Raw genomic sequence first — 20,108 nt, forward strand, 5'->3', positions numbered from 1 at the left:
TCGGCGATTTTCAGCCGGACCAGGGAGCCGCTGTAAGCCCGTTGTTTTTTTTAATTTCTTCATCGCTGGTTTTTATTTTTTTGGTTTTGTAGGCCGGGTAAGGCGAAGCCGCCACCCGGCATTGTTGCGCCGGGCGGCACTGCGTTTGCCCGGCCTACAAACTCAATCGATCAACGCATCAAACGCCACCCGCCCATCCGGCGTTTGCAGTTTTGTAGGCCGGGTAAGGCGAAGCCGCCACCCGGCATTGTTGTGCCGGGCGGCACTGCGTTTGCCCGGCCTACAAACTCAGTCGATCAACACATCAAACGCCACCCGCCCATCCGGCGTTTGCAGCCAGCATGGGGCGTTGAGCGTGTCGGCGTAAAAGCTCACCAGGTCATACAGCAGCCCCTCCATCACGCGCGCCATCTCCGGCGGCAGGATATTGCTGATTAAAAGCTGCGTGACGGTCTGGCAATAGATGCCCAGCTGATCGCTTTCCGGCTCGAATGCGGGCAGACGGGAAGGCAGATCGCTAAGGGTGAAATGTTCCACCAGGTGCGCCGGGATGGGCTCGTTGAGCATGGGTTGCAACAGCGCGAGACAGGCACAAAGACGGGCGCACAGCGCCAGCTTTTCAGCGGGTTCGTCGGTTTCCAGCAGGGTATAAGCAAAACGCTCACAGTGATTCGCCAGCACGGTGAAATCCGTGTTGTGCGAGAACGGTACGGTAAATAATGGGTGAGTCTGGGTTGGGGTTGTAGCCATAGTGGCAGCCTCCGATAAAGTGTTTTAAACCCACCGTCAGAGGTTCCAATCTCATGGCGGTGGACTGAGCGAGGTTGGAACTACCGGCTTTATCGGATACCGGCGCATCTTACGATGCCCCCGCCAGCCCACCATTGAAGTGCAGCAGAGCGTACGACATAAGGCCTCTTATGTCATCGATAAAGTCAGTCAGGGTTCCAATCCCGACGCCTGATTTTGCAGGCGCAACAGGAAGATATCGCGAGGGTATTAAAGCGACAACCAGCAAAAACCATTCTCAGAAGCCGCCTCGCAAAAAATCAAAGCAACAATGAAAATCAATAAGAATAAGAGACTTACAGCGATGCCCGTGTCCGGCTGAAAATCGCCGAAGCGTTGACCGCAGGCCGGGGCGAGGCGCAGGGATGCGCCGAGAGGGGGCGACCTACAGGGATGTAGGATCGCCCCCGACCCGAAAGCCGAAGGGAATAAGCTGAGGGCACCGCGAAGCGGCGATTTTCGTTGCCGGGAGCCGGGGTTGCCAGGGGGGAGGCGGCGAGCCCCCCTGGCACGTTCACCGGTGACGCGGTTTACAGAGAAGCAAGGAACGTATGGTGAACGGAACCCCCTCCACCGCCACAAGTTCCACCACCCAGGCCCCCCTGCCCCGCCCGGCGGCGCTACGCTTGCACGGGCCTACAAACTCAATCGATCAACGCATCAAACGCCACGCGCCCATCCGGCGTTTGCAGCCAGCGTGGGGCGTTGAGCGTGTCGGCGTAAAAGCTCACCAGGTCATACAGCAGTCCTTCCATCACGCGCGCCATCTCCGGCGGCAGGATATTGCTGATTAAAAGCTGCGTGACGGTCTGGCAATAGATGCCCAGCTGATCGCTTTCCGGCTCGAATGCGGGCAGACGGGAAGGCAGATCGTTAAGGGTGAAATGTTCCACCAGGTGCGCCGGAATGGGCTCGTTGAGCGTAGGTTGTAACAGCGCGAGACAGGCACAAAGACGGGCGCACAGCGCCAGCTTTTCAGCGGGTTCGTCGGTTTCCAGCAGGGTGTAAGCAAAACGCTCGCAGTGGTTCGCCAGTACGGTGAAATCCGTGTTGTGCGAGAACGGTACGGTAAATAATGGGTGAGTCTGGGTTGGGGTAGTAGCCATAGTGGCAGCCTCCTGTAACGGTATTTAAATCCGCCATCGGAGAGGTCAATCTCACGGGTGGCGGAACCAGACGAGGTTGACCTTACCGGCGTTACAGGAAACCGGCGCGTCTTGCGACGCCCCCGCCCGGCCCGCCATTGAGGTGTAGCCGTGCGCACGACATATTAATCTATGTCGCCTGTAACTCATACCAGGAGGTCAATCCCGACGCCTGATTTTGCAGGCGCAACAGAAAGATACCGAGAGGGTATTAAAGCGACAACCAGCAAAAACCATTCTCAGAAGCCGCCTCGCAAAAAATCAAAGCAACAATGAAACCCATTGATAATAAATGACTCACAGCGATGCCCGTGTCCGGCTGAAAATCGCCGAAGCGTTGACCGCAGGCCGGGGCGAGGCGCAGGGACGCGCCGAGAGGGGGCGACCTACAGGGATGTAGGATCGCCCCCGACCCGAAAGCCGGAGGGAATAAGCTGAGGGCACCGCAACGCGGCGATTTTCGTTGCCGGGAGCCGGGGTTGCCAGGGGGGAGGCGGCGAGCCCCCCTGGCACGTTCACCGGTGACGCGGTTTACAGAGAAGCAAGGAACGTATGGTGAACGGAACCCCCTCCACCGCCACATGTTCCACCACCCAGGCACCCCTGCCCACGCCCGGCGGCGCTACGCTTGCACGGGCCTACAAAACACAAAACCTGCACCAGCAAAATCACAGCACTGAAGAATCGTAAAAAGAATAAATGACTCACAGCGACGCCCGTGTCCGGCTGAAAATCGCTGAAGCGTTGACCGCAGGCCGGGGCGAGGCGCAGGGATGCGCCGAGAGGGGGCGACCTACAGGGATGTAGGATCGCCCCCGACCCGAAAGCCGAAGGGAATAAGCTGAGGGCACCGCAACGCGGCGATTTTCGTTGCCGGGAGCCGGGGTTGCCAGGGGGGAGGCGGCGAGCCCCCTGGCACGTTCACGGGTGATGCGGTTTACAGAGAAGCAAGGAACGTATGGTGAACGGAACCCCCTCCACCGCCACATGTTCCACCACCCAGGCACCCCTGCCCACGCCCGGCGGCGCTACGCTTGCACGGGCCTACAAAACACAAAACCTGCACCAGCAAAATCACAGCACTGAAGAATCGTAAAAAGAATAAATGACTCACAGCGACGCCCGTGTCCGGCTGAAAATCGCCGAAGCGTTTCCCGCAGGCCGGGGCGAGGCGCAGGGACGCGCCGAGAGGGGGCGACCTACAGGGATGTAGGATCGCCCCCGACCCGATAGCCGGAGGGAATAAGCTGAGGGCACCGCGAAGCGGCGATTTTCGTTGCCGGGAGCCGGGGTTGCCAGGGGGGAGGCGGCGAGCCCCCCCTGGCACGTTCACGGGTGACGTGGTTTACAGAGAAGCAAGGAACGTATGGTGAACGAAACCCCCTCCACCGCCACATGTTCCACCACCCAGGCACCCCTGCCCACGCCCGGCGGCGCTACGCTTGCACGGGCCTACAAAACACAAAACCTGCACCAGCAAAATCACAGCACTGAAGAATCGTAAAAAGAATAAATGACTCACAGCGACGCCCGTGTCCGGCTGAAAATCGCCGAAGCGTTGACCGCAGGCCGGGGCGAGGCGCAGGGATGCGCCGAGAGGGGGCGACCTACAGGGATGTAGGATCGCCCCCGACCCGATAGCCGGAGGGAATAAGCTGAGGGCACCGCGAAGCGGCGATTTTCGTTGCCGGGAGCCGGGGTTGCCAGGGAGGAGGCGGCGAGCCCCCCCTGGCACGTTCACGGGTGAGGCGGTTTACAGAGAAGCAAGGAACGTATGGTGAACGGAACCCCCTCCACCGCCACATGTTCCACCACCCAGGCACCCCTGCCCCGCCCGGCGGCGCTACGCTTGCACGGGCCTACAAAACACAAAACCTGCACCAGCAAAATCACAGCACTGAAGAATCGTAAAAAGAATAAATGACTCACAGCGATGCCCGTGTCCGGCTGAAAATCGCCGAAGCGTTGACCGCAGGCCGGGGTGAGACGCAGGGACGCGCCGAGAGGGGGCGACCTACAGGGATGTAGGATCGCCCCCGACCCGAAAGCCGGAGGGAATAAGCTGAGGGCACCGCAACGCGGCGATTTTCGTTGCCGGGAGCCGGGGTTGCCAGGGGGGAGGCGGCGAGCCCCCCTGGCACGTTCACGGGTGACGCGGTTTACAGAGAAGCAGCGAACGCAAGGTGAACGGAACCCCCTCCACCGCCACATGTTCCACCACCCAGGCACCCCTGCCCACGCCCGGCGGCGCTACGCTTGCACGGGCCTACAACAGCCCCCTCACCCTACCGCCAGTTCCCGCAAGTGCTTCTTCAGCTTATGATACTCATCAATCACATACTGTTCCGCAGCCTGCTGGTCAGCAATCGGCTCCACGCGCACGGCGCAATACTTATACTCCGGCGTTTTGGTTATCGGGCTCAGGTTCTCCGTCACCAGCTCATTACAAGCCCCAATCCACCACTGGTAGGTCATATAGACCGCCCCTTTGTTCGGACGATCGCTCACCTGCGCGCGGGTGATGACTTTGCCTTTACGCGACGTCACCCACACCAGCGCTTCATCCTCAATACCCAGACGCGCGGCGTCCGCCGTATTGATCTGCGCATAGCCCGGTTCATCGGCCAGCGCCGCCAGCGCCGCACAGTTCCCGGTCATCGAGCGGCACGAGTAGTGCCCCACTTCACGCACGGTTGAGAGCACCAGCGGATACTCCTCCGTCAGCTTGTCGATCGGCGCGACCCAGTCGCAGGTATAGAGCTGCCCCAGCCCGTTAGGGGTGGAAAATTCCTTCTCGAACAGGTAATCGGTCCCCTGATCGGCCTCGGACTCGTCCCGGCACGGCCACTGGATATAGCCCAGCTCGCCCATCTTCTCGTAGGTGGCGCCATAGAAATCCGGACACAGATGACGCAACTCATCCCAGATCTCCTGGGTGTTGTTGTAGTGCATCGGGTAGCCCATCCGCGTGGCAATTTCGCTGATGATCTGCCAGTCCGTTTTCAGGTCCCACTTCGGCTCAACCGCTTTAAAGAAGCGCTGGAAACCGCGGTCGGCGGCGGTGTAGACCCCTTCGTGCTCCCCCCAGGAGGTGGACGGCAGGATCACATCCGCGGCGGCGGCGGTCTTGGTCATAAAGATATCCTGTACAATGACCAGTTCCAGCCCCTCAAACGCCTTACGCACCGCAGAGAGCTCGGCGTCGGTCTGGAGCGGATCTTCTCCCATGATGTACGCCGCGCGCACTTCGCCGTGGGCCACGCGGTGAGGCAGTTCGCTGATGCGATACCCGGTATGGGCCGGCAGTGAATCCACGCCCCAGGCTTTGGCAAACTTGGCCCGGTTTTCCGGGTTATTGATGTACTGATAGCCCGGATAGGTATCCGGCAGCGCACCCATATCACACGCGCCCTGCACGTTGTTCTGCCCGCGCACCGGGTTCACCCCTGCATACGGTTTGCCGAGGTTGCCGGTCAGCAGCGCCAGGCTGGTGAGCGACCGCACGGTTTCCACGCCCTGGTAGAACTGGGTCACGCCCATGCCCCAGAGGATCGCCGCGTTTTCAGCCGCCGCGTACATCCGCGCCGCCTGGCGGATCTCCGCCGCGCTGACCCCGGTGATCGCCTCGACCGATTCCGGCGTATAGCCTTCGACGATCTTGCGATACTCCTCGAAGCCCTCGGTACGCGCCGCCACAAAGGCGCGGTCGTAGAGTTCTTCTTCAATAATCACATGCCCCATCGCGTTGAGCAGCGCGATGTTGGAGCCGTTTTTCAGTGCGATATGCATATCGGCGATGCGCGCGGTTTCGATTTTGCGCGGATCGCAGACGATAATCTTCGCCCCGTTGCGTTTGGCCTTGATGACGCGGTTCGCCACGATAGGGTGCGAATCCGCCGGGTTGTAGCCAAAAATAAAGACCATGTCCGCTTTTTCAATGCCGACAATGGAGTTGCTCATTGCGCCGTTACCGACCGACTGGTGCAGACCTGCAACCGATGGGCCGTGTCAGACGCGCGCGCAGCAGTCGACGTTGTTAGTGCCGACTGCCGCGCGGGCAAATTTTTGCATAATGTAGTTGGTTTCATTCCCGGTACCGCGGGATGAACCGGTAGTCATGATCGCGTCCGGGCCGTGCGCAGCCTTAATGGCGCTGAGCTTGCTGGCAACGTAGTCCAGCGCTTCGTCCCAGGAGACGGCTTCCAGCTTGCCGCCGCGCTGGCGACGGATCATTGGCGTCTTCAGGCGCGGGGTGAGAATTTTGGTGTCGTTGATAAAATCCCAGCCGTAATACCCCTTCAGGCAGAGATCGCCCTGGTTGGTTTTACCCTGTGCTGCTTCAGCCTTGACGACTTTGCCGTTATTGACCACCAGGTTGATTTTGCAACCCGATGCGCAATAGGGGCAAACCGTGACGACTTTCTTCATCGGTGTTACTCCGTTGGTAATATGTCCCCAGCGGCATGCATTAACTATGCCAGCCTGAAAACTAAAATTAAGTTATTGAAAATAAGAGGGATAAATGGCGGGAAGGGGTCCGTTCGTCAAAAGTGTCGTGACGAACGGACAGCGATGACGTTAGCGTACAACCAGGGCGTCGTAGCCTTTAAAGCGGTAGTTGATTAACGAGATAACCCAGCAGGCGACAAACAGCCCGACCACGATAAACCCGGCGTTACCGAGGTTATCGTTCAGCGCCGCGACGCCGTTCCACAGGCCACCTTCAAGGCCCAGCTTATCTGCCAGCAGGCCCAGCGCTTCCAGCCCGCCGATAAACAGCGCCACCACCACCGAGGTGCCGGTGATGGTCATGTTGTAGTAGAGCTTGCGCTGCGGCTTGTTAAAGGCCCAGCCGTATGCGCCCACCATAATCAGGTTATCGAGGGTGTCGATCAGCGCCATGCCGCTGGTGAACAGCAGCGGGAAGACCATGATCGCCCACACCGACATGCCGCTGGAGGCACCCGCCGCGGAGATCCCCAGCACCCCGATCTCGGTGGCGGTATCAAACCCGAGGCCAAACAGGAAGCCCACCAGATACATGTGCCAGCTGCGGGTGACCAGGCGAAACGCCGAGCGGAACAGCCAGTTCATCACCCCGCCGCAGGCAAACGACACCGTCTCCGGCACGCTTTCGCCGCGCTTCATTTTGTTAAAGCTGCCCCAGATGTCGCGCAGAATAACCAGGTTGACCAGCGCCATCGCCAGCAGGAAGAAGGCGGAGACCGCCGTGCCGATGGTGCCCCCGGTTTCGTGGAACCATGCCATATTGCGGCTGAACGCCGTGGCGGTGGCGGCGATGGCAATGGAGGCCAGCACCACAATCGTCGAATGCCCCAGCGAGAACCAGGCCCCCACGCCGCAGGGACGCTTGCCCTGCTGCATCATCTTGCGGGTGACGTTATCGATGGCGGCGATGTGGTCAGCATCCACCGCGTGACGCAGGCCATAGCACCAGGCCAGCAGGCTGGCCGCCAGCAGCGACGGCGTGGCGTGAAAGAGGTAGAACGCCAGCCCCCAGGCGAGAATATTGGTTGCGATTAACGCCAGCATCAGCGCCAGGGCTTTGGGATGGTTATTGAAATATTTCATGTACATAGTCAGATCCAGATTCAAAGAAAAGTCGCGGCGGCAATCATTGCCTGCCCAAAAGCCACCGCCCCGTCACCGGCGGGAAGCCGCCCGGGAAACAGCACGGTAAAATCGTTCAGCCAGAACTGCAGACGTTCGCGCAGCAGGCGGTTGTGCAGCACCCCGCCGCTGCAGACAACGGTAGAGAGCGCCCGCCGCCGGGCATGTTCGCCCGCAAGGGTCGCCAGCCCCTGGGCCAGCGCGTCGTGAAAGGCCCACGCCCGGGCGTTGTCCGGCGCCTGCCAGCCCAGCCACTGGCGCCAGAAGGTGGCCATATCCAGCTCGCCGTCGCGCACCGGCATCGTGACCGGGTGGCTTTGCGGCGCGGCGCTCAGGGCCAGGGCTTCCAGCCGACAGGCGGCCTCCCCTTCGTAGCTGATCTGTTCCGGGGCGCAGTTGAGCGCCGCAGCCACGGCGTCAAACAGCCGCCCGGCGGAGGAGGCCAGCGGCGCATTCACCCCGCGTTCAATCGCCCGGGCCAGCGGCTGCCAGGGTTTGTTCAGAAGGCGGGCGGCCTCCGGCAGCGTCCGCCACTCGGGGACAAACGCCTGCCACTGGGCCAGCAGGTTGCGCCAGGGCTGACGCGCCGCCAGATCGCCGCCGGGCAGCGCCACCGCTGGTAGCCCACCCAGCTTTTCGCAGGTGCGGTAGTTCACCCGCAGGCACTCCCCACCCCACAGCGCGCCGTTTTCCCCCTGGCCGATACCGTCCAGCACCAGGGCGATGAGATCCCCGCCGTCCCGCGGCCAGCCGTGTTCCGCCATGCAGGCTGCGGCGTGGGCGTGATGATGGAGCACCTGATGCTGCGGATAGGGCATCTGCTGGCCGAGCTGCGTGGCGCGGTAGCCAGGGTGGGCGTCGGTCACCACCCGCTCAGGGGTAAACTGCCAGATGTCCTGAATGGTAGTCAGGGCCTGCCGCCACTGACGTTCGGCATCGTCATCATGCAGATCCCCCAGATGCTGGCTCAGCACCGCCTGGCCGCCGCGCACCAGGCAGAAGGTATTTTTGCGATCCGCCCCCAGGCAGAGCAGCGACGGCGCCTGTTCAAAACCGGGCGGCAGGGGCAGCGCATCCGGCACAAAGCCTCTGGCGCGGCGCAGCATTTCCCCGCTGGCGCGCATCACCGAGTCGTCCATGCGCTGGACGATATCGCGGTTATGCAGCAGCCAGCCGTCGGCGATCCCGGCGAGATCGCGCAGCGCCTGCGCGTTGGTGAGCGCGGGCGGGCAGCCGTTCAGGTTGCCGGAGGTCATCACCAGGGGGCGATCGAGCTCCTGCATCAGCAGGTGCTGGAGCGGGTTGGCGGCCAGCATCACCCCCACCTCATTAAGCCCGAGGGCGATGGCCTCGCAGAACAGAGTGTGTTTTGCCACCAGCACCACCGGCGCGGCCGGGGAGCGCAGCAGCGCCTGCACGTCGTCAGGCAGCCACGCGGCCAGGCGCGCGGGGATCATCACCGCCAGCGGCTTGGTCGGGCGGCGTTTACGTTCCCGCAGCCGGTTTACCGCCGCAACGTTTTGCGCATCACAGGCCAGATGGAACCCCCCCAGCCCTTTTACCGCCACGATCCCGCCCTGTTTCAGCATCAATACGGCGGCCTTAAGGGCGGCTTCCCGCTCCTCACGCGCCTCGCCGCACACCCAGCTGACCTGCGGCCCGCAGTCCGGACAGGCCACCGGCTGGGCGTGAAAGCGCCGGTCCGCCGGGTTGCGGTACTCCGCCTCGCAGGCCGGACAGAGCGCAAACCCCGCCATGGTGGTGGCCGGGCGGTCGTAGGGCATCGCCCGGATAATGGTGAAGCGCGGCCCGCAGTGGGTGCAGTTGATAAACGGGTAGCGGTAGCGGCGCTCGCGCGGGTCGTTCATCTCCGCCAGACAGGCCGGACAGGTGGCGGCATCCGGCACCACCTGGGTGGTCATCTGGCTGTGGGCGCTGGCACGAATGGTAAAATCCATCGGGGTCTGCGCCCAGCGCCAGGGCTGCTCCTGGATATCGTCGATACGCGCCAGCGGCGGGCAGCCGACGGCAAGCTGGCGGATAAAGGCCTGCGCCCCACCGACGAGACGCACCTCCACCCCTGCCCCGTCGTTGCAGACGTCGCCCCTGAGCCCCAGCTGCTGGGCCACCTGCCAGACCCAGGGGCGGAACCCGACGCCCTGGACTTTGCCGCGAATGCGCACCCGCGTGCCGTTTGTACTCATTTAACTCTCCACCGCCTCACGCAGGCGGGTTTTCATGTCGCGATAGGTGGTCTGGGCGTAGCGTTCCGCCCAGGGCTGATCGGCGATGGCGTCGATTTTGACGGCGCAGTATTTGGTTTCCGGCGTTTTCGAGACCGGGTCGAGATTGTCCTGGGTCAGCTCGTTACAGGCCCCGATCCACCACTGATAGGTCATGTACACCGCCCCCTGGTTGATGCGCTCGTTGACGTCCGCCCGGCTGATCACCTTCCCGCGGCGGGAGCTGACCCACACCAGCTGGCGATCCTGAACGCCCAGTTTTGCCGCATCCTGCGGGTTCATCTGCACAAAGCCCGGCTCGTCCGCCAGGGCCTGCAGCGCGGCGCAGTTGCCGGTCATGGAGCGGCAGGAGTAGTGCCCCACCTCGCGCACGGTGCAGAGCACCAGCGGGTATTCATCGTCTGGCACTTCCGCCGGCTTGCGCCACGGGGCGGCAAAAAGCTGGCCTTTGCCGTTCGGGGTGTCGAAGCGGTTATCCGCATAGAGCCACGGCGTGCCGGGATGATCGAGGGTCGGGCAAGGCCACTGGACGTGCCCCATCTCGCCCATTTTTTCCCAGGTGACGCCGTAGAAGAGCGGGCAGAGCTCGCGCATCTCGTCCCAGATCTGCTGGTTGTCGCGATAGTGCATCGGATAGCCCATCTCTGTGGCGATCAGGCTGATGATCTCCCAGTCGCGCTTGACGTTGCCTTTTGGCTCAACGGCTTTTTCAAAGCGCTGGAAGCCGCGGTCGGCGCAGGTAAAGACCCCGCCATGCTCGCCCCAGGAGGTGGCGGGCAGCAGCACGTCCGCCGCCTCGGCGGTTTTGGTCATGAAGATGTCCTGCACCACCACAAAATCGAGGGCGTCAAAGCCTTTGCGCACCAGCCCCAGGTCCGCCTCGGTCTGGAGCGGATCTTCCCCCATGATGTAGTACGCTTTGACCTTGCCCTCCAGGGCGAGGTGCGGCACCTCGGTGATGCGCACGCCCACCTGGTCATCCATCCGCGCAGGATCAACGCCCCACGCCCGGGCGAACTTCTCCCGCACCTGCGGGTCGGTCACATCCTGATAGCCGGGGAACTGGTTGGGTATGACACCCATGTCGCAGGCCCCCTGGACGTTGTTCTGACCGCGCACCGGGCCGACGCCGCAGTGTTCGCGCCCGAGGTTGCCGGTGAGCAGTGCCAGCGTCGAGAGCCCTTTCACCACGTCCACCGCCTGCCCGAACTGGGTGACGCCCATCCCCCACATCACGGTGGCGGACGGCGCGGCGGCGTAGATGCGCATCGCATCCCGGATCTGCCGGGCGCTGACGCCGGTAATGCCCTCGACGTTTTCCGGGGCGTACTCGCGCACCGTCTCGCGCAGCCTCTCCAGCCCGTCGGTGTAGCGCGCCACGTAGTCGCTGTTGTAGAGGTTCTCTTCCAGCAGCGTATAAATGAAGGCGTTCACCAGCGCCATATTGCAGCCGTTGTTGATCTGCAGATGGCGGTCGGCGATGCGCGCGGTTTCGATTTTGCGCGGATCGCAGACGATCACCTTCGCGCCGTGCTGTTTCGCCTTAATCACCCGCCGGGCGACGATCGGGTGCGAGTCGGCGCAGTTGTAGCCGAAGATCAGCAGACATTTTGAGTGCTCGATATCGCTGATGGAGTTGCTCATCGCCCCGTTGCCGAGCGTCTCCTGCAGCCCGGCCACGCTCGGGCCGTGACACACCCGGGCGCAGCAGTCGACGTTGTTGGTGTTGAGCACCCCGCGGGCAAACTTCTGCATCACGTAGTTGGTTTCGTTCCCCGTTCCGCGGGACGAGCCGGTGGTCATGATGGCCCGCGGGCCATACTTCGCCTTGATCTCCCCCAGCCGCTTCGAGGTATAGCGTATGGCCTCCTCCCAGGAGACCGGCACAAACTTGCCGCCCTTCTGGTAGCGGATCATCGGCTGCGTGAGGCGCGGCGTCAGGATGCGGGTGTCGTTGAGAAAGTCCCAGCCGTAATAGCCCTTCAGGCACAACTGGTTCTGGTTGGTCACCCCCTCTGCCGCTTCGGCACGGACGATCTTATTGTTCTCAACGACGAGTTTTAATTTGCAGCCCGCACCGCAGTAAGGGCAAACGCTGGTGATTTTTTTCATCAGTAACAGACCTGCTAAAAGTGAAAAGAGAAAATGCTTACAGCATCATGGAAGAGACAGTGTCCAGCGCCGCCCGACGGCGTTTCTCCTGGCTCAGCTGCTCAAGTTTTTGCCTGTCGATGCAGACAATGGCGTTGGTCGGACAGGCCTGCACGCAGGCCGGACCGTCCGGCTGGTGGTAGCAGAGGTCGCACTTATTGGCTTCGGCCTTCTCCGACATCACGTTCAGCCCGCTACCGATGCTGCGCACAACCGGACGCAGGACCACTTCCATCGCGCCGTATGGGCAGGCGACCACGCAGGTTTTGCAGCCGATGCAGCGCTCCTGGTGGACGTGAACAAAATCGTTATCGCGGGTAATCGCCCCATTCGGGCAGACGGTGGCGCAGGGGGCATCTTCGCACTGGCGGCACATAGTGGCGGTGGAGACGTTGACGCCTTTGATGACGTGAATACGCGGCAGGAAGTTCTGCGGGGTTAGCGAGGCGCAGTCCTGGGTGTCGTGGTGCGACACCACGCAGGCCACTTCACAGGTACGACAGCCGATGCATTTGCTGGCATCGGCAATGATAAAGCGATTCATCCTTTAACTCCGGCTAGGTAATAAGCGGGATGGGGTATGCATAAATCGCGCCAGAAATTATGATGTTGAATTTAAAGGGGTTTAGTGTGGGATGTTGATGTCATCGTCAGAAGTGACGATGACAGAATTGCACTTTTACTTAGAATGATGAACTCGCTCATGCACAGCATCGATCATTCCATGAGTCACGGTAGATAATATTCCCATCTGTATATTTCCAAGTGATCGCCTCGTAACGTAACTCCAGCGTTTCAAGATGAGTACTACTCATTCCATTCGGAGCCAGATAGGGTGCAACAGTTGTAAATTTCACATTCTCCAGAATGATATTAAAATATTCAGCCTCAATACCTGAATCAACGATTCTGTACATCTTAATTGTGGCTTTCTTCATCGTTCTTCCTTCACATACTGCCCGATAAAGAAGAGGCGTGGTCCGGTCGAACTCTTTTACTATAGTGACGGGGCGATGGACACGCGTCCCGGTAAGCTTTCCCAGATTCGGATCCACCGGAATGGTGACACCGTGGGAGAACGACTTAAGCTCAATTGAGCCTAACCGTAGCGGCATAATACAGCCACCTACAACTGGAGAGCCATTTTCATCTTCAAGCCATAAATGGGCGGGTGTAGACATATAACGTCCTTATTATTTCAAAAATTTAAATTGAGCTTTACCACTTAATGAAAATCAGAACAACTAAAAAAAACACAGGTATAGGCCATAAAGGACCGTTTGGAAAAAAATGTATCAGCACCAATGCGAACAATATTGTTAAAATGGACGGGCCATAGTCGGCAAGTAAAGACCTAAACATCCGCCTGAATATCCTGTATATAATATTCATCATTATCTAATCATCTTAGTGATGAGCTCGGCTATGTCGCTATCCGATGTTGAATGAGAGAATGCTCCGGCTCGTTCAAATAATGGTTCTACCAGGAAATACATCATTTCAAGCTCCCGTGAGTACAACGCTGCGTAATAGGCTGGAGAGACATATTTCAGACGTTGCGCACTGTCAGCCGCTCTCTGAATAACTCCATATATACCCGCAACGGCAACAACCCCTCCGGCCTTGCGGCCGACCAAAGCACTCATTTCAAGCCTCAGGTTCATTCCAATAGCGACGCAGTAAGCGACCGCTAACGCGAACCCTGCGTTGGTAAAAGAACTTGCAGCTATATAAACATTTGCCGCCATTAACTTATTCTTGATGTTCTCTAACTGTTCTGACGTTTTGTACTGAAATATCTGCTCAAAATAAATACGAAGCATTTCATAAGCAATATTATTATTCTGAAAGAGGTGAACAACGCCATTTTTAAAACGAATATCTTCACTCTTTTGGTTTCTACATACATCCTGATAATCATCAGTAAAACAGGATGTGTAATAAAGGGCTCGTTTAGCACCGGCGCCTATAGTTTCTATCTGCCTTGAAACCACTTCTCTAACGCCTGTTAGTGCACGATCGAGCTTTAACGCAAGAATATTGTTTGCTTGTAAATAGCTAATAACGTCATTGTTATAATTCATAGCCGCCCTGGCAATTTAGCTTAAGTCAACCCAGCGAGTATAAGAGGTAAAATTTAATGAGTAAATAAGCAAACTACATTTTGCATCTAATAAGTTCATATGAGAACTTTTAAACGTTCTGGGTAATAGTTATGGCATTTATAGGAGCTGTCATCGACATAAGTAACGACGTCAGTTTTGATGTTTTCGCTGTAGGTGTTGAAGGGGCGGGAAATACCATTTTCATGAGAAGCAACTGCATTCGTATCGTAGACCGGGCAAGCGTAGCGCCCCCGGCATGGTTTTCTGGAAGGCGCCTCGCAACCTCTGAAGTAACCTTATGTAATTCATGGTTAACGCTTTTATTCCTGTTATCGGGCTCGTAAAGTGGTTGCGTTGCGGCACATCCGCAACCGGGCGTAGGAACCCGTTAGCATGTATCGACATTCACTATGTCGTGGCAGCGTTTATCCCGTTACAATCACGGTGGCGCTGGCGGAGCAGCCGAAAGGCTGGCCGTTTTCTATGTGCGCGGTATTCCTACCTCCGTCAGCGCTGCCTCCCTCGAGCGTAGGAACTCATAGGGTGGCTAATTTAAATAGCATGTAGAGCATGTCGTTATGACTACTATCCCAACCCTGACTTATCCGCAATCTGACGAACAGGTTATTCCCCCTTCCCTGACTATGCCGCTTTCTGCTGCTGCGGATCTCTTTGAGGTCGCCGATCGCTGCGCCGCGCTGGTGAGCGTATTGATCGAAACGGATGACAGTGCATCCCGCACTGCGCTCTATGAAGGTCTGCTGCGCGCCCTGCAACAGCTGCGTGAACGCTGTGATGCTGCACTCCCACCGCACCTAATAGCACAGCTGATCCAGGGGGAAACACTTACCTCCTGTATGCCGGACTGCTGGCAGGAAACCGCGCCCCAGGTGGATTATGCGCTGGCTTTGGTGCAGGCAATTCTGGGTGGAACGTTGCCCGCAAGTGTCGAGAAAGAACTGGCGGGGCTGCTGCACGATCTGGTCTGGCTGCTTAATGAGTTTGTGAAGGAGCCGTATATAACGGTGCATTGAGTTCAAGTGATAGTCGGTGAATGAGATCTGATTTCAGGTTTTATAAGGGGCTGTGACAGGCCCCTGAATGTGTTTGAGGGTGAGGTTGGTGTTGGGGTTTGTGATGGTCGATTTTATAAGCTAGCAACATAGGCGGTTGCATATGAGAAACAATGAATGTCTGCTAAGAGCGATAAACAGAAGTCGTAGTTAGAACTCTTAATTTAGCTTCCCCATCCATTCGGTACAAAACTCCAGATAGGCTCGCACCAGCGCTGAAGGATGCTTATGGCTGGCGTAGATAAGGTGCAGCGGAATGGTCTGTGTGGCTATACCTGGTAAAAGTTGTATCAGTTCACCAGTTTTCAGCCAGGGTCTGGCTGCAAAATCCGGCAACTGAGCAACACCCTGACCACTCAACGCGTAATGAATTAACCCCTGTGAATTATTAGTTGTAAAGAAGGGCTCGTATTTTACTTTTTCTGTTCCAAAACCCCATTCAAAATAACTATGATTCAGACTCTCCCAGGCGGCAACCGGAAGCCGGACCATTTCAGCCAGTGTTTCAGGAGTGCCGTATTGCACTAGTAGTTCAGGACTTGCTACAAACAACGTTTCCATAGTCATCAGAGGCTTAGCAATGACATCATCCGTATTCAGGTTTCCCATTCTAAGCGCTACATCGACTCCGTCTTCAAACAAATCAACAACCCTTTCGCTGGAATGACAAAATACCGATATATCGGGATAACGTTGCTGAAATGCGATCAGTAAATCCCACCATAGGGTGAAATTAGGTGGGACAGACAGACGCAATTTTCCCTGTAGTCTGTGGACAGAGGTAACGGACTTTTGTGCATCTTCCAGTATTTCAACCCCCAGGCGAGCCTGCTCAAAGAACTGTTGCCCTTTATAAGTAGACTTAACTCCGTGCCTTGAACGTTCAAGTAGCTGTACATTTAATGCCTGCTCTAGCTCGTTAACTTTACGGCTTATAGTAGAAATCGGTACTCCCGTTCTTTCGCTTGCCGCAGAAAAACTTCCGGCGTTTACTACCGCGATGAACAGCTTTGTAGAATTAAAATCCATCATGTTTCCATATATGGGAATGATATGCCCATTTTTGATACTTCCATTCCATAATACAAGAGGTAAAATTTCTGTAGTTAAATTCATAAAAGCACTTCAAGGTAGTTTGTCTGACAAGGAGGGAAATGAATAAACTAAGCGTTGAACCTGGTCAGCAGTTACCTCCAACTAAAGGAGACACGATGATGCGTATTGGAATTTTAGGTGCAGGTATGATCGGCAAACAGCTTGCACTCAAGCTCGCTACGGCCAGCCATGATGTCCTAATCGCAAATACCAGGGGACCAGAAACCATTGCGAAAGACGTACTTTCTACAGGGGCAAAAGCTGTTACTTCCAAACAGGCGGTAAGCGGTAGAGAGGTTGTAATTATTTCAATCCCGATGGAGCGCATCCCAGACATTGCATCTTTATTTAGCGATGTACCGAAAGACGTAGTGGTCATTGACACCTCAAACTACTGGCCTTACAGGACTGGCATTATTGACGCAATAGAATCCGGACAGGTCGAGAGTGAGTGGGTCACGGAGCAGCTTGGGCGTCCGGTGGTTAAAGCATGGAACGCAATTTATTTTTATTCTCTGGAAAACAAAGGGCGGCCAGCTGGAGACCCGGAAAGGCTCGCAATTCCAGTTGCAGCAGATAATGAGCGGGACCGCAGAATTGCTATGTCGCTTGTAGAGGATACGGGATTTGACGCAGTCGATGCAGGAAACATAGCTGACTCCTGGCGGCAGCAACCTGCGGCTCCAGCCTACTGTACCGATCTCACACGCAAGGAAATTATACCGGCATTGCAGGCTGCTGAGCGTACACGCTTGCCGATTCGGCGCGAATTATTCTGGTCAGTGATGAAAGAGCGTACCAGTAGCCAGACACCTACTGACCCAGACTATCCTGTTCGGCTGGGTCGTTTGATCCAGATGTGATTCTGATTAAGGTTCACAATTTTAAAACCGACTGGCGAGTTAGTTTTTAGCAAATAATTTTACTCATCATTGTTTATGCCTGACATAAAGCTGACATGTCCGCTTTTGGCACAAAGCGGACATTTCAACAATAGTCCGCCACCTACCCCTGCATATCAAACCCAGCCTTTTGAAAATCCCTATACACCTCCGGATTACTAAACGTCGGGAACTTCGCTTTTTGGGCCGCCAGTTTCACCGCCTCACAATACTCTTTGTTGCCCTTGCTGGTTGATACCTTTAAAGCCGTACCATCCTGCGCAAATTCCATATGCAGCCGGCATTTTTTGCCCTTCCAGCGTTCTGGCTCAGCAATTTTATCTTCTATCGCCGCCTTGATCCCCCGCGCCTGCGCGCCCCACGCATCCTGATCGTCCCAGCGGCCAGAACTGCAACTCCCCATCGCGGTGGTTTTGTGGCATCCAGAAGGCTGTAACGGCGCACAACCCGCCGCAAGGCTGACCACAACGGCAAGCGTAAACATCTTCCCTACTCTTTCATGCGATCTCACGCCTTAAACTCCTGTGCTCATATATCCGTTAAAATTAATTTCGGTTTACCACTTTACGAAAATCAGAACTAATAAAAAACACAGGCACAGGTCCGGTAAGGCGTAAGCCGCCACTGGATATTTCATAGAGGTACACGCAGTCAGCAACCCGGTTTTAATATTGTGCTCGCACTTGCCGGGCGGCGGCTGACGCCTTGCACGGCCTACAAAACCCACGCTATCAATAAACGTAGGCCCGGTAAGGCGCTAGCCGCCACCGGGCATTTCCAGAGAGGTACCTTCGTGATTACGCGCTACAACTCCTCAAACCCCAGCACCCCATCCCGGTCCAGAAGACTTTCATAAACCTTCTCAACCGCCGCCTTCACCTTCTCCGTCATCGGATAATAAAACCCCACAATATCCGGTTGAATCCCCAAAAACACCACCTCCCCCACATCCCCCTTCAGCTGATCCACCAGGTAGTTGAGCGGCATATTGTGGGTGGTCATCATAAACATCTCGGCGATGTCGTCCGGATCGATACGGCGGATCTCACCGGGGTTTAACCCCATATCCGTCGCATCGACAATCAGCAGGCGCGCCGGGCGCAGCTCGCGGATCGCAACCACGTCGTTTTCCGGGGCGCTGCCGCCATCAAACACCACCCAGTCGCCGCGCGGGGCTTCCCGGCACATCTCAGCCAGCAGCGGACCGGCGCCGTCGTCGCCCATCATGCTGTTGCCGACGCAGAGTAATACATCAGTCACGTTGCCTCCTCACCATCAGGTAGATGGCGTTCTCCTGGTGAATGGCGTGGAGCATCACGAGCAGTGCCTCGCTCCACTCCTGCTGCTGCGCCGTCTGGCGCGCTATCGCGGCGTCAAAGGCGCTGGCCAGCATCACAATATGGTTACTGTCGATGACAATCTCCCCGTAGCGCGGCACGCCCTCCATCTTGCGCCGCGCCTCGCTCCCCGCTTCGAGGGTGGCGATCCACGCCAGGTAATCCTCCCACGGGCAGGTGAGCGCCGCCTCCAGGCAGTCGATCACCCCCAGATGATGGCCGATGGCCAGGCCGTAGTAGATCACCTGCTGGGCATCAGCAGGCGTGTTGTCATTCTGGTCAATGAACTTGCGGCTGAGCTGGCTGAATACCACCGTCTCACTCATCACACACGCTCCTGCCCGACCACCTCGAGGAGGTTACCCACGATCTCGTTCAGGCGCGGATCGTTCTCGTTTGCCAGCCAGCGGGCCACGCTCTCATCGCCCTCGATCAGATGACGCATAAAGTCGTCGGCGATCTGGCGGCCATAGCGGTAGCCCGCCAGGCGGCGGGCGGCGCGGTCGATGCGTACCCGCAGGGGCTGGACCATCTCCGGATGCAGCAGTTCGGCGGGCTGGTTGTCCTGGCTGCCCGGCTCGCGGGCGTGGATCTTCTGCTCCAGCAGCCCCAGCGCCATAGCAAAACCGTAGAGCGTGGCGGCAGGCGACGGCGGGCAGCCGGGAATGTAGACATCCACCGGCACGATTTTGTCGGTGCCGCCCCAGACGCAGTACAGGTCATGGAAGATGCCGCCGGAGTTGCCGCAGGCGCCGTAGGAGATGCAGATCTTCGGATCGGGGGCCGACTCCCACGCCCGCAGCGCCGGGGAGCGCATGGCGCGGGTCACCGCCCCGGTGAACAGCAGAATGTCGGCGTGGCGCGGAGACGGCACCACCTTGATGCCAAAGCGCTCGGTGTCGAAGATAGGCGACAGGGTGGCGAAGATCTCAATCTCGCAGCCGTTGCAGCCGCCGCAGTCCACGCGGTAGACGTAGGCGGAGCGTTTGATTTTTTTCAGCAGCGAGGCCTTCATGCTGGCGATGGACTCGTCCACCGTGACCGGGACCGGGATCCCCTGCTCGTTACGTGGCCCTAACAGTTCGCTCATCGTGTCGCTTCCTCCATTTCCCGGGTCAGCTGGATTTTGTCCGCCGGGGTCAGCCCCTGCAGGCGCTTGCAGTCCGGGCAGGTTTCAAAACTCTCGCGATGCGATTCGGCGCGCTGGTCGCCGTTGTGGCGCAGCAGGGCGATCGCGTAATCAATCTCTTTCTGCACCGCATAGGGGCGCTTGCAGACCCGGCAGTGGCAGATGTCAAAGCGCGACTGCTGCAGGAAATCCGCTTTGCTCCACACCGCCAGCTCATACTCCTGGGAGAGCTTAATGGCGGTGGTCGGGCAGACCTCCTCGCAACGGCCGCAGAAGATGCAGCGCCCCAGGTTGAACTGCCAGGCCAGCTGGCCGAACTGCAGATCCGTCTCCACCGTCAGGGCATTCGACGGGCAGGCATTCACGCAGGCTGCGCAGCCGATACACTGCTGGGGATCGTGCTCCGGCTTGCCACGCATATTTTTGTCGACCGCAATCGGCTGGAGGGGATAGGACTCCGTCACCGTGCCGGTTTTGATCACTTTTTTGATAAAGGTAAACATGGCAA

General features: G+C 58.0%; 17 protein-coding genes. 2 read left to right on the forward strand and 15 right to left on the reverse strand.

Annotated features, from left to right (window positions below; translation table 11 throughout):
• Nucleotides 1-288 precede the first annotated feature (288 nt).
• From ACT3IC_RS03305 to ACT3IC_RS03345, 9 genes are all read right to left on the reverse strand, one after another.
• A complete protein-coding gene (locus ACT3IC_RS03305) occupies nt 289-750 on the reverse strand; it encodes a hypothetical protein (protein WP_473476176.1) in 462 nt (153 codons plus the stop codon).
• 683 nt (nt 751-1,433) lie between these two features.
• Nucleotides 1,434-1,895, reverse strand: a complete 462-nt coding sequence (locus ACT3IC_RS03310; protein WP_473476178.1) for a hypothetical protein — start codon at nt 1,893-1,895, stop codon at nt 1,434-1,436.
• A gap of 2,319 nt (nt 1,896-4,214) precedes the next feature.
• A complete protein-coding gene (fdhF, locus tag ACT3IC_RS03315; RefSeq protein WP_473476180.1) occupies nt 4,215-6,362 on the reverse strand; it encodes a formate dehydrogenase subunit alpha in 2,148 nt (715 codons plus the stop codon).
• A 150-nt stretch (nt 6,363-6,512) separates the two neighbouring features.
• A complete protein-coding gene (locus ACT3IC_RS03320; RefSeq protein ID WP_473476183.1) occupies nt 6,513-7,532 on the reverse strand; it encodes a HoxN/HupN/NixA family nickel/cobalt transporter in 1,020 nt (339 codons plus the stop codon).
• Nucleotides 7,533-7,546: 14 nt separating this feature from the next.
• Nucleotides 7,547-9,769 carry a carbamoyltransferase HypF gene (gene hypF, locus ACT3IC_RS03325; protein WP_473476186.1) on the reverse strand — a complete coding sequence of 741 codons (2,223 nt, stop codon included), beginning with the start codon at nt 9,767-9,769 and terminating at the stop codon, nt 7,547-7,549.
• Nucleotides 9,770-11,920: a formate dehydrogenase subunit alpha gene (gene fdhF, locus ACT3IC_RS03330; RefSeq protein ID WP_473476188.1), complete on the reverse strand. Its 2,151-nt coding sequence runs from the start codon at nt 11,918-11,920 to the stop codon at nt 9,770-9,772.
• Nucleotides 11,921-11,957: 37 nt separating this feature from the next.
• Nucleotides 11,958-12,503: an electron transport protein HydN gene (gene hydN / locus ACT3IC_RS03335; protein ID WP_114315672.1), complete on the reverse strand. Its 546-nt coding sequence runs from the start codon at nt 12,501-12,503 to the stop codon at nt 11,958-11,960.
• Nucleotides 12,504-12,660: 157 nt separating this feature from the next.
• Entirely contained in the window at nt 12,661-13,140 is a 480-nt protein-coding gene (locus ACT3IC_RS03340) for an Hcp family type VI secretion system effector (RefSeq protein ID WP_103178611.1), read from the reverse strand.
• A gap of 213 nt (nt 13,141-13,353) precedes the next feature.
• Nucleotides 13,354-14,043, reverse strand: coding sequence for a hypothetical protein (locus tag ACT3IC_RS03345; RefSeq protein WP_156654062.1), 690 nt, complete (start codon nt 14,041-14,043; stop codon nt 13,354-13,356).
• A gap of 599 nt (nt 14,044-14,642) precedes the next feature.
• Here ACT3IC_RS03345 and ACT3IC_RS03350 point away from each other — a divergent pair.
• Complete coding sequence (locus tag ACT3IC_RS03350; protein WP_103178609.1) at nt 14,643-15,098, forward strand: hypothetical protein; 456 nt, start codon at nt 14,643-14,645, stop codon at nt 15,096-15,098.
• A gap of 198 nt (nt 15,099-15,296) precedes the next feature.
• Here the strand turns inward: ACT3IC_RS03350 and ACT3IC_RS03355 are convergent, their stop codons facing one another.
• The gene (locus tag ACT3IC_RS03355) at nt 15,297-16,253 is read right to left on the reverse strand and encodes a LysR family transcriptional regulator (protein ID WP_263951190.1); all 957 of its coding nucleotides are present in this window, start codon (nt 16,251-16,253) and stop codon (nt 15,297-15,299) included.
• A gap of 38 nt (nt 16,254-16,291) precedes the next feature.
• Here ACT3IC_RS03355 and ACT3IC_RS03360 point away from each other — a divergent pair, with 38 nt between their 5' ends.
• On the forward strand, nt 16,292-17,095 hold the full coding sequence (locus ACT3IC_RS03360; protein ID WP_263951191.1) for an NADPH-dependent F420 reductase: 804 nt from the start codon (nt 16,292-16,294) through the stop codon (nt 17,093-17,095).
• 142 nt (nt 17,096-17,237) lie between these two features.
• Here the strand turns inward: ACT3IC_RS03360 and ACT3IC_RS03365 are convergent, their stop codons facing one another.
• The 5 genes from ACT3IC_RS03365 to ACT3IC_RS03385 form a co-directional block, all read right to left on the reverse strand.
• Nucleotides 17,238-17,618 (reverse strand): cell envelope integrity TolA C-terminal domain-containing protein, encoded by a 381-nt coding sequence (locus ACT3IC_RS03365; protein WP_263951192.1) that lies wholly within the window; start codon nt 17,616-17,618, stop codon nt 17,238-17,240.
• A gap of 320 nt (nt 17,619-17,938) precedes the next feature.
• On the reverse strand, nt 17,939-18,394 hold the full coding sequence (gene hycI / locus ACT3IC_RS03370) for a hydrogenase maturation peptidase HycI (RefSeq protein ID WP_103178604.1): 456 nt from the start codon (nt 18,392-18,394) through the stop codon (nt 17,939-17,941).
• Complete coding sequence (locus ACT3IC_RS03375) at nt 18,387-18,797, reverse strand: formate hydrogenlyase maturation HycH family protein (RefSeq protein WP_103178603.1); 411 nt, start codon at nt 18,795-18,797, stop codon at nt 18,387-18,389. The genes hycI and ACT3IC_RS03375 overlap by 8 nt, the downstream gene beginning before the upstream one ends.
• A complete protein-coding gene (locus ACT3IC_RS03380) occupies nt 18,797-19,561 on the reverse strand; it encodes an NADH-quinone oxidoreductase subunit B family protein (protein WP_103178602.1) in 765 nt (254 codons plus the stop codon). Before ACT3IC_RS03380 ends, ACT3IC_RS03375 begins: the two co-directional genes overlap by 1 nt.
• On the reverse strand, nt 19,558-20,103 hold the full coding sequence (locus ACT3IC_RS03385) for a formate hydrogenlyase complex iron-sulfur subunit (RefSeq protein WP_103178601.1): 546 nt from the start codon (nt 20,101-20,103) through the stop codon (nt 19,558-19,560). The genes ACT3IC_RS03380 and ACT3IC_RS03385 overlap by 4 nt, the downstream gene beginning before the upstream one ends.
• Nucleotides 20,104-20,108 lie beyond the last annotated feature (5 nt).

It is taken from the genome of Leclercia sp. GHBNCSD, assembly GCF_055805075.1.

Excerpts from the sequence above, each read along its gene's own strand:
- fdhF (WP_473476188.1), bottom strand. The coding sequence starts at position 11,920 with ATGAAAAAAATCACCAGCGTTTGCCCTTACTGCGGTGCGGGCTGCAAA.
- hydN (WP_114315672.1), bottom strand. The coding sequence starts at position 12,503 with ATGAATCGCTTTATCATTGCCGATGCCAGCAAATGCATCGGCTGTCGT.
- hypF (WP_473476186.1), bottom strand. The coding sequence starts at position 9,769 with ATGAGTACAAACGGCACGCGGGTGCGCATTCGCGGCAAAGTCCAGGGC.
- ACT3IC_RS03365 (WP_263951192.1), bottom strand. The coding sequence starts at position 17,618 with ATGTTTACGCTTGCCGTTGTGGTCAGCCTTGCGGCGGGTTGTGCGCCG.
- ACT3IC_RS03355 (WP_263951190.1), bottom strand. The coding sequence starts at position 16,253 with ATGAATTTAACTACAGAAATTTTACCTCTTGTATTATGGAATGGAAGT.
- ACT3IC_RS03380 (WP_103178602.1), bottom strand. The coding sequence starts at position 19,561 with ATGAGCGAACTGTTAGGGCCACGTAACGAGCAGGGGATCCCGGTCCCG.
- ACT3IC_RS03360 (WP_263951191.1), top strand. The coding sequence starts at position 16,292 with ATGAATAAACTAAGCGTTGAACCTGGTCAGCAGTTACCTCCAACTAAA.
- ACT3IC_RS03320 (WP_473476183.1), bottom strand. The coding sequence starts at position 7,532 with ATGTACATGAAATATTTCAATAACCATCCCAAAGCCCTGGCGCTGATG.
- ACT3IC_RS03375 (WP_103178603.1), bottom strand. The coding sequence starts at position 18,797 with ATGAGTGAGACGGTGGTATTCAGCCAGCTCAGCCGCAAGTTCATTGAC.
- ACT3IC_RS03350 (WP_103178609.1), top strand. The coding sequence starts at position 14,643 with ATGACTACTATCCCAACCCTGACTTATCCGCAATCTGACGAACAGGTT.
- ACT3IC_RS03340 (WP_103178611.1), bottom strand. The coding sequence starts at position 13,140 with ATGTCTACACCCGCCCATTTATGGCTTGAAGATGAAAATGGCTCTCCA.
- ACT3IC_RS03345 (WP_156654062.1), bottom strand. The coding sequence starts at position 14,043 with ATGAATTATAACAATGACGTTATTAGCTATTTACAAGCAAACAATATT.
- ACT3IC_RS03310 (WP_473476178.1), bottom strand. The coding sequence starts at position 1,895 with ATGGCTACTACCCCAACCCAGACTCACCCATTATTTACCGTACCGTTC.
- ACT3IC_RS03385 (WP_103178601.1), bottom strand. The coding sequence starts at position 20,103 with ATGTTTACCTTTATCAAAAAAGTGATCAAAACCGGCACGGTGACGGAG.
- ACT3IC_RS03305 (WP_473476176.1), bottom strand. The coding sequence starts at position 750 with ATGGCTACAACCCCAACCCAGACTCACCCATTATTTACCGTACCGTTC.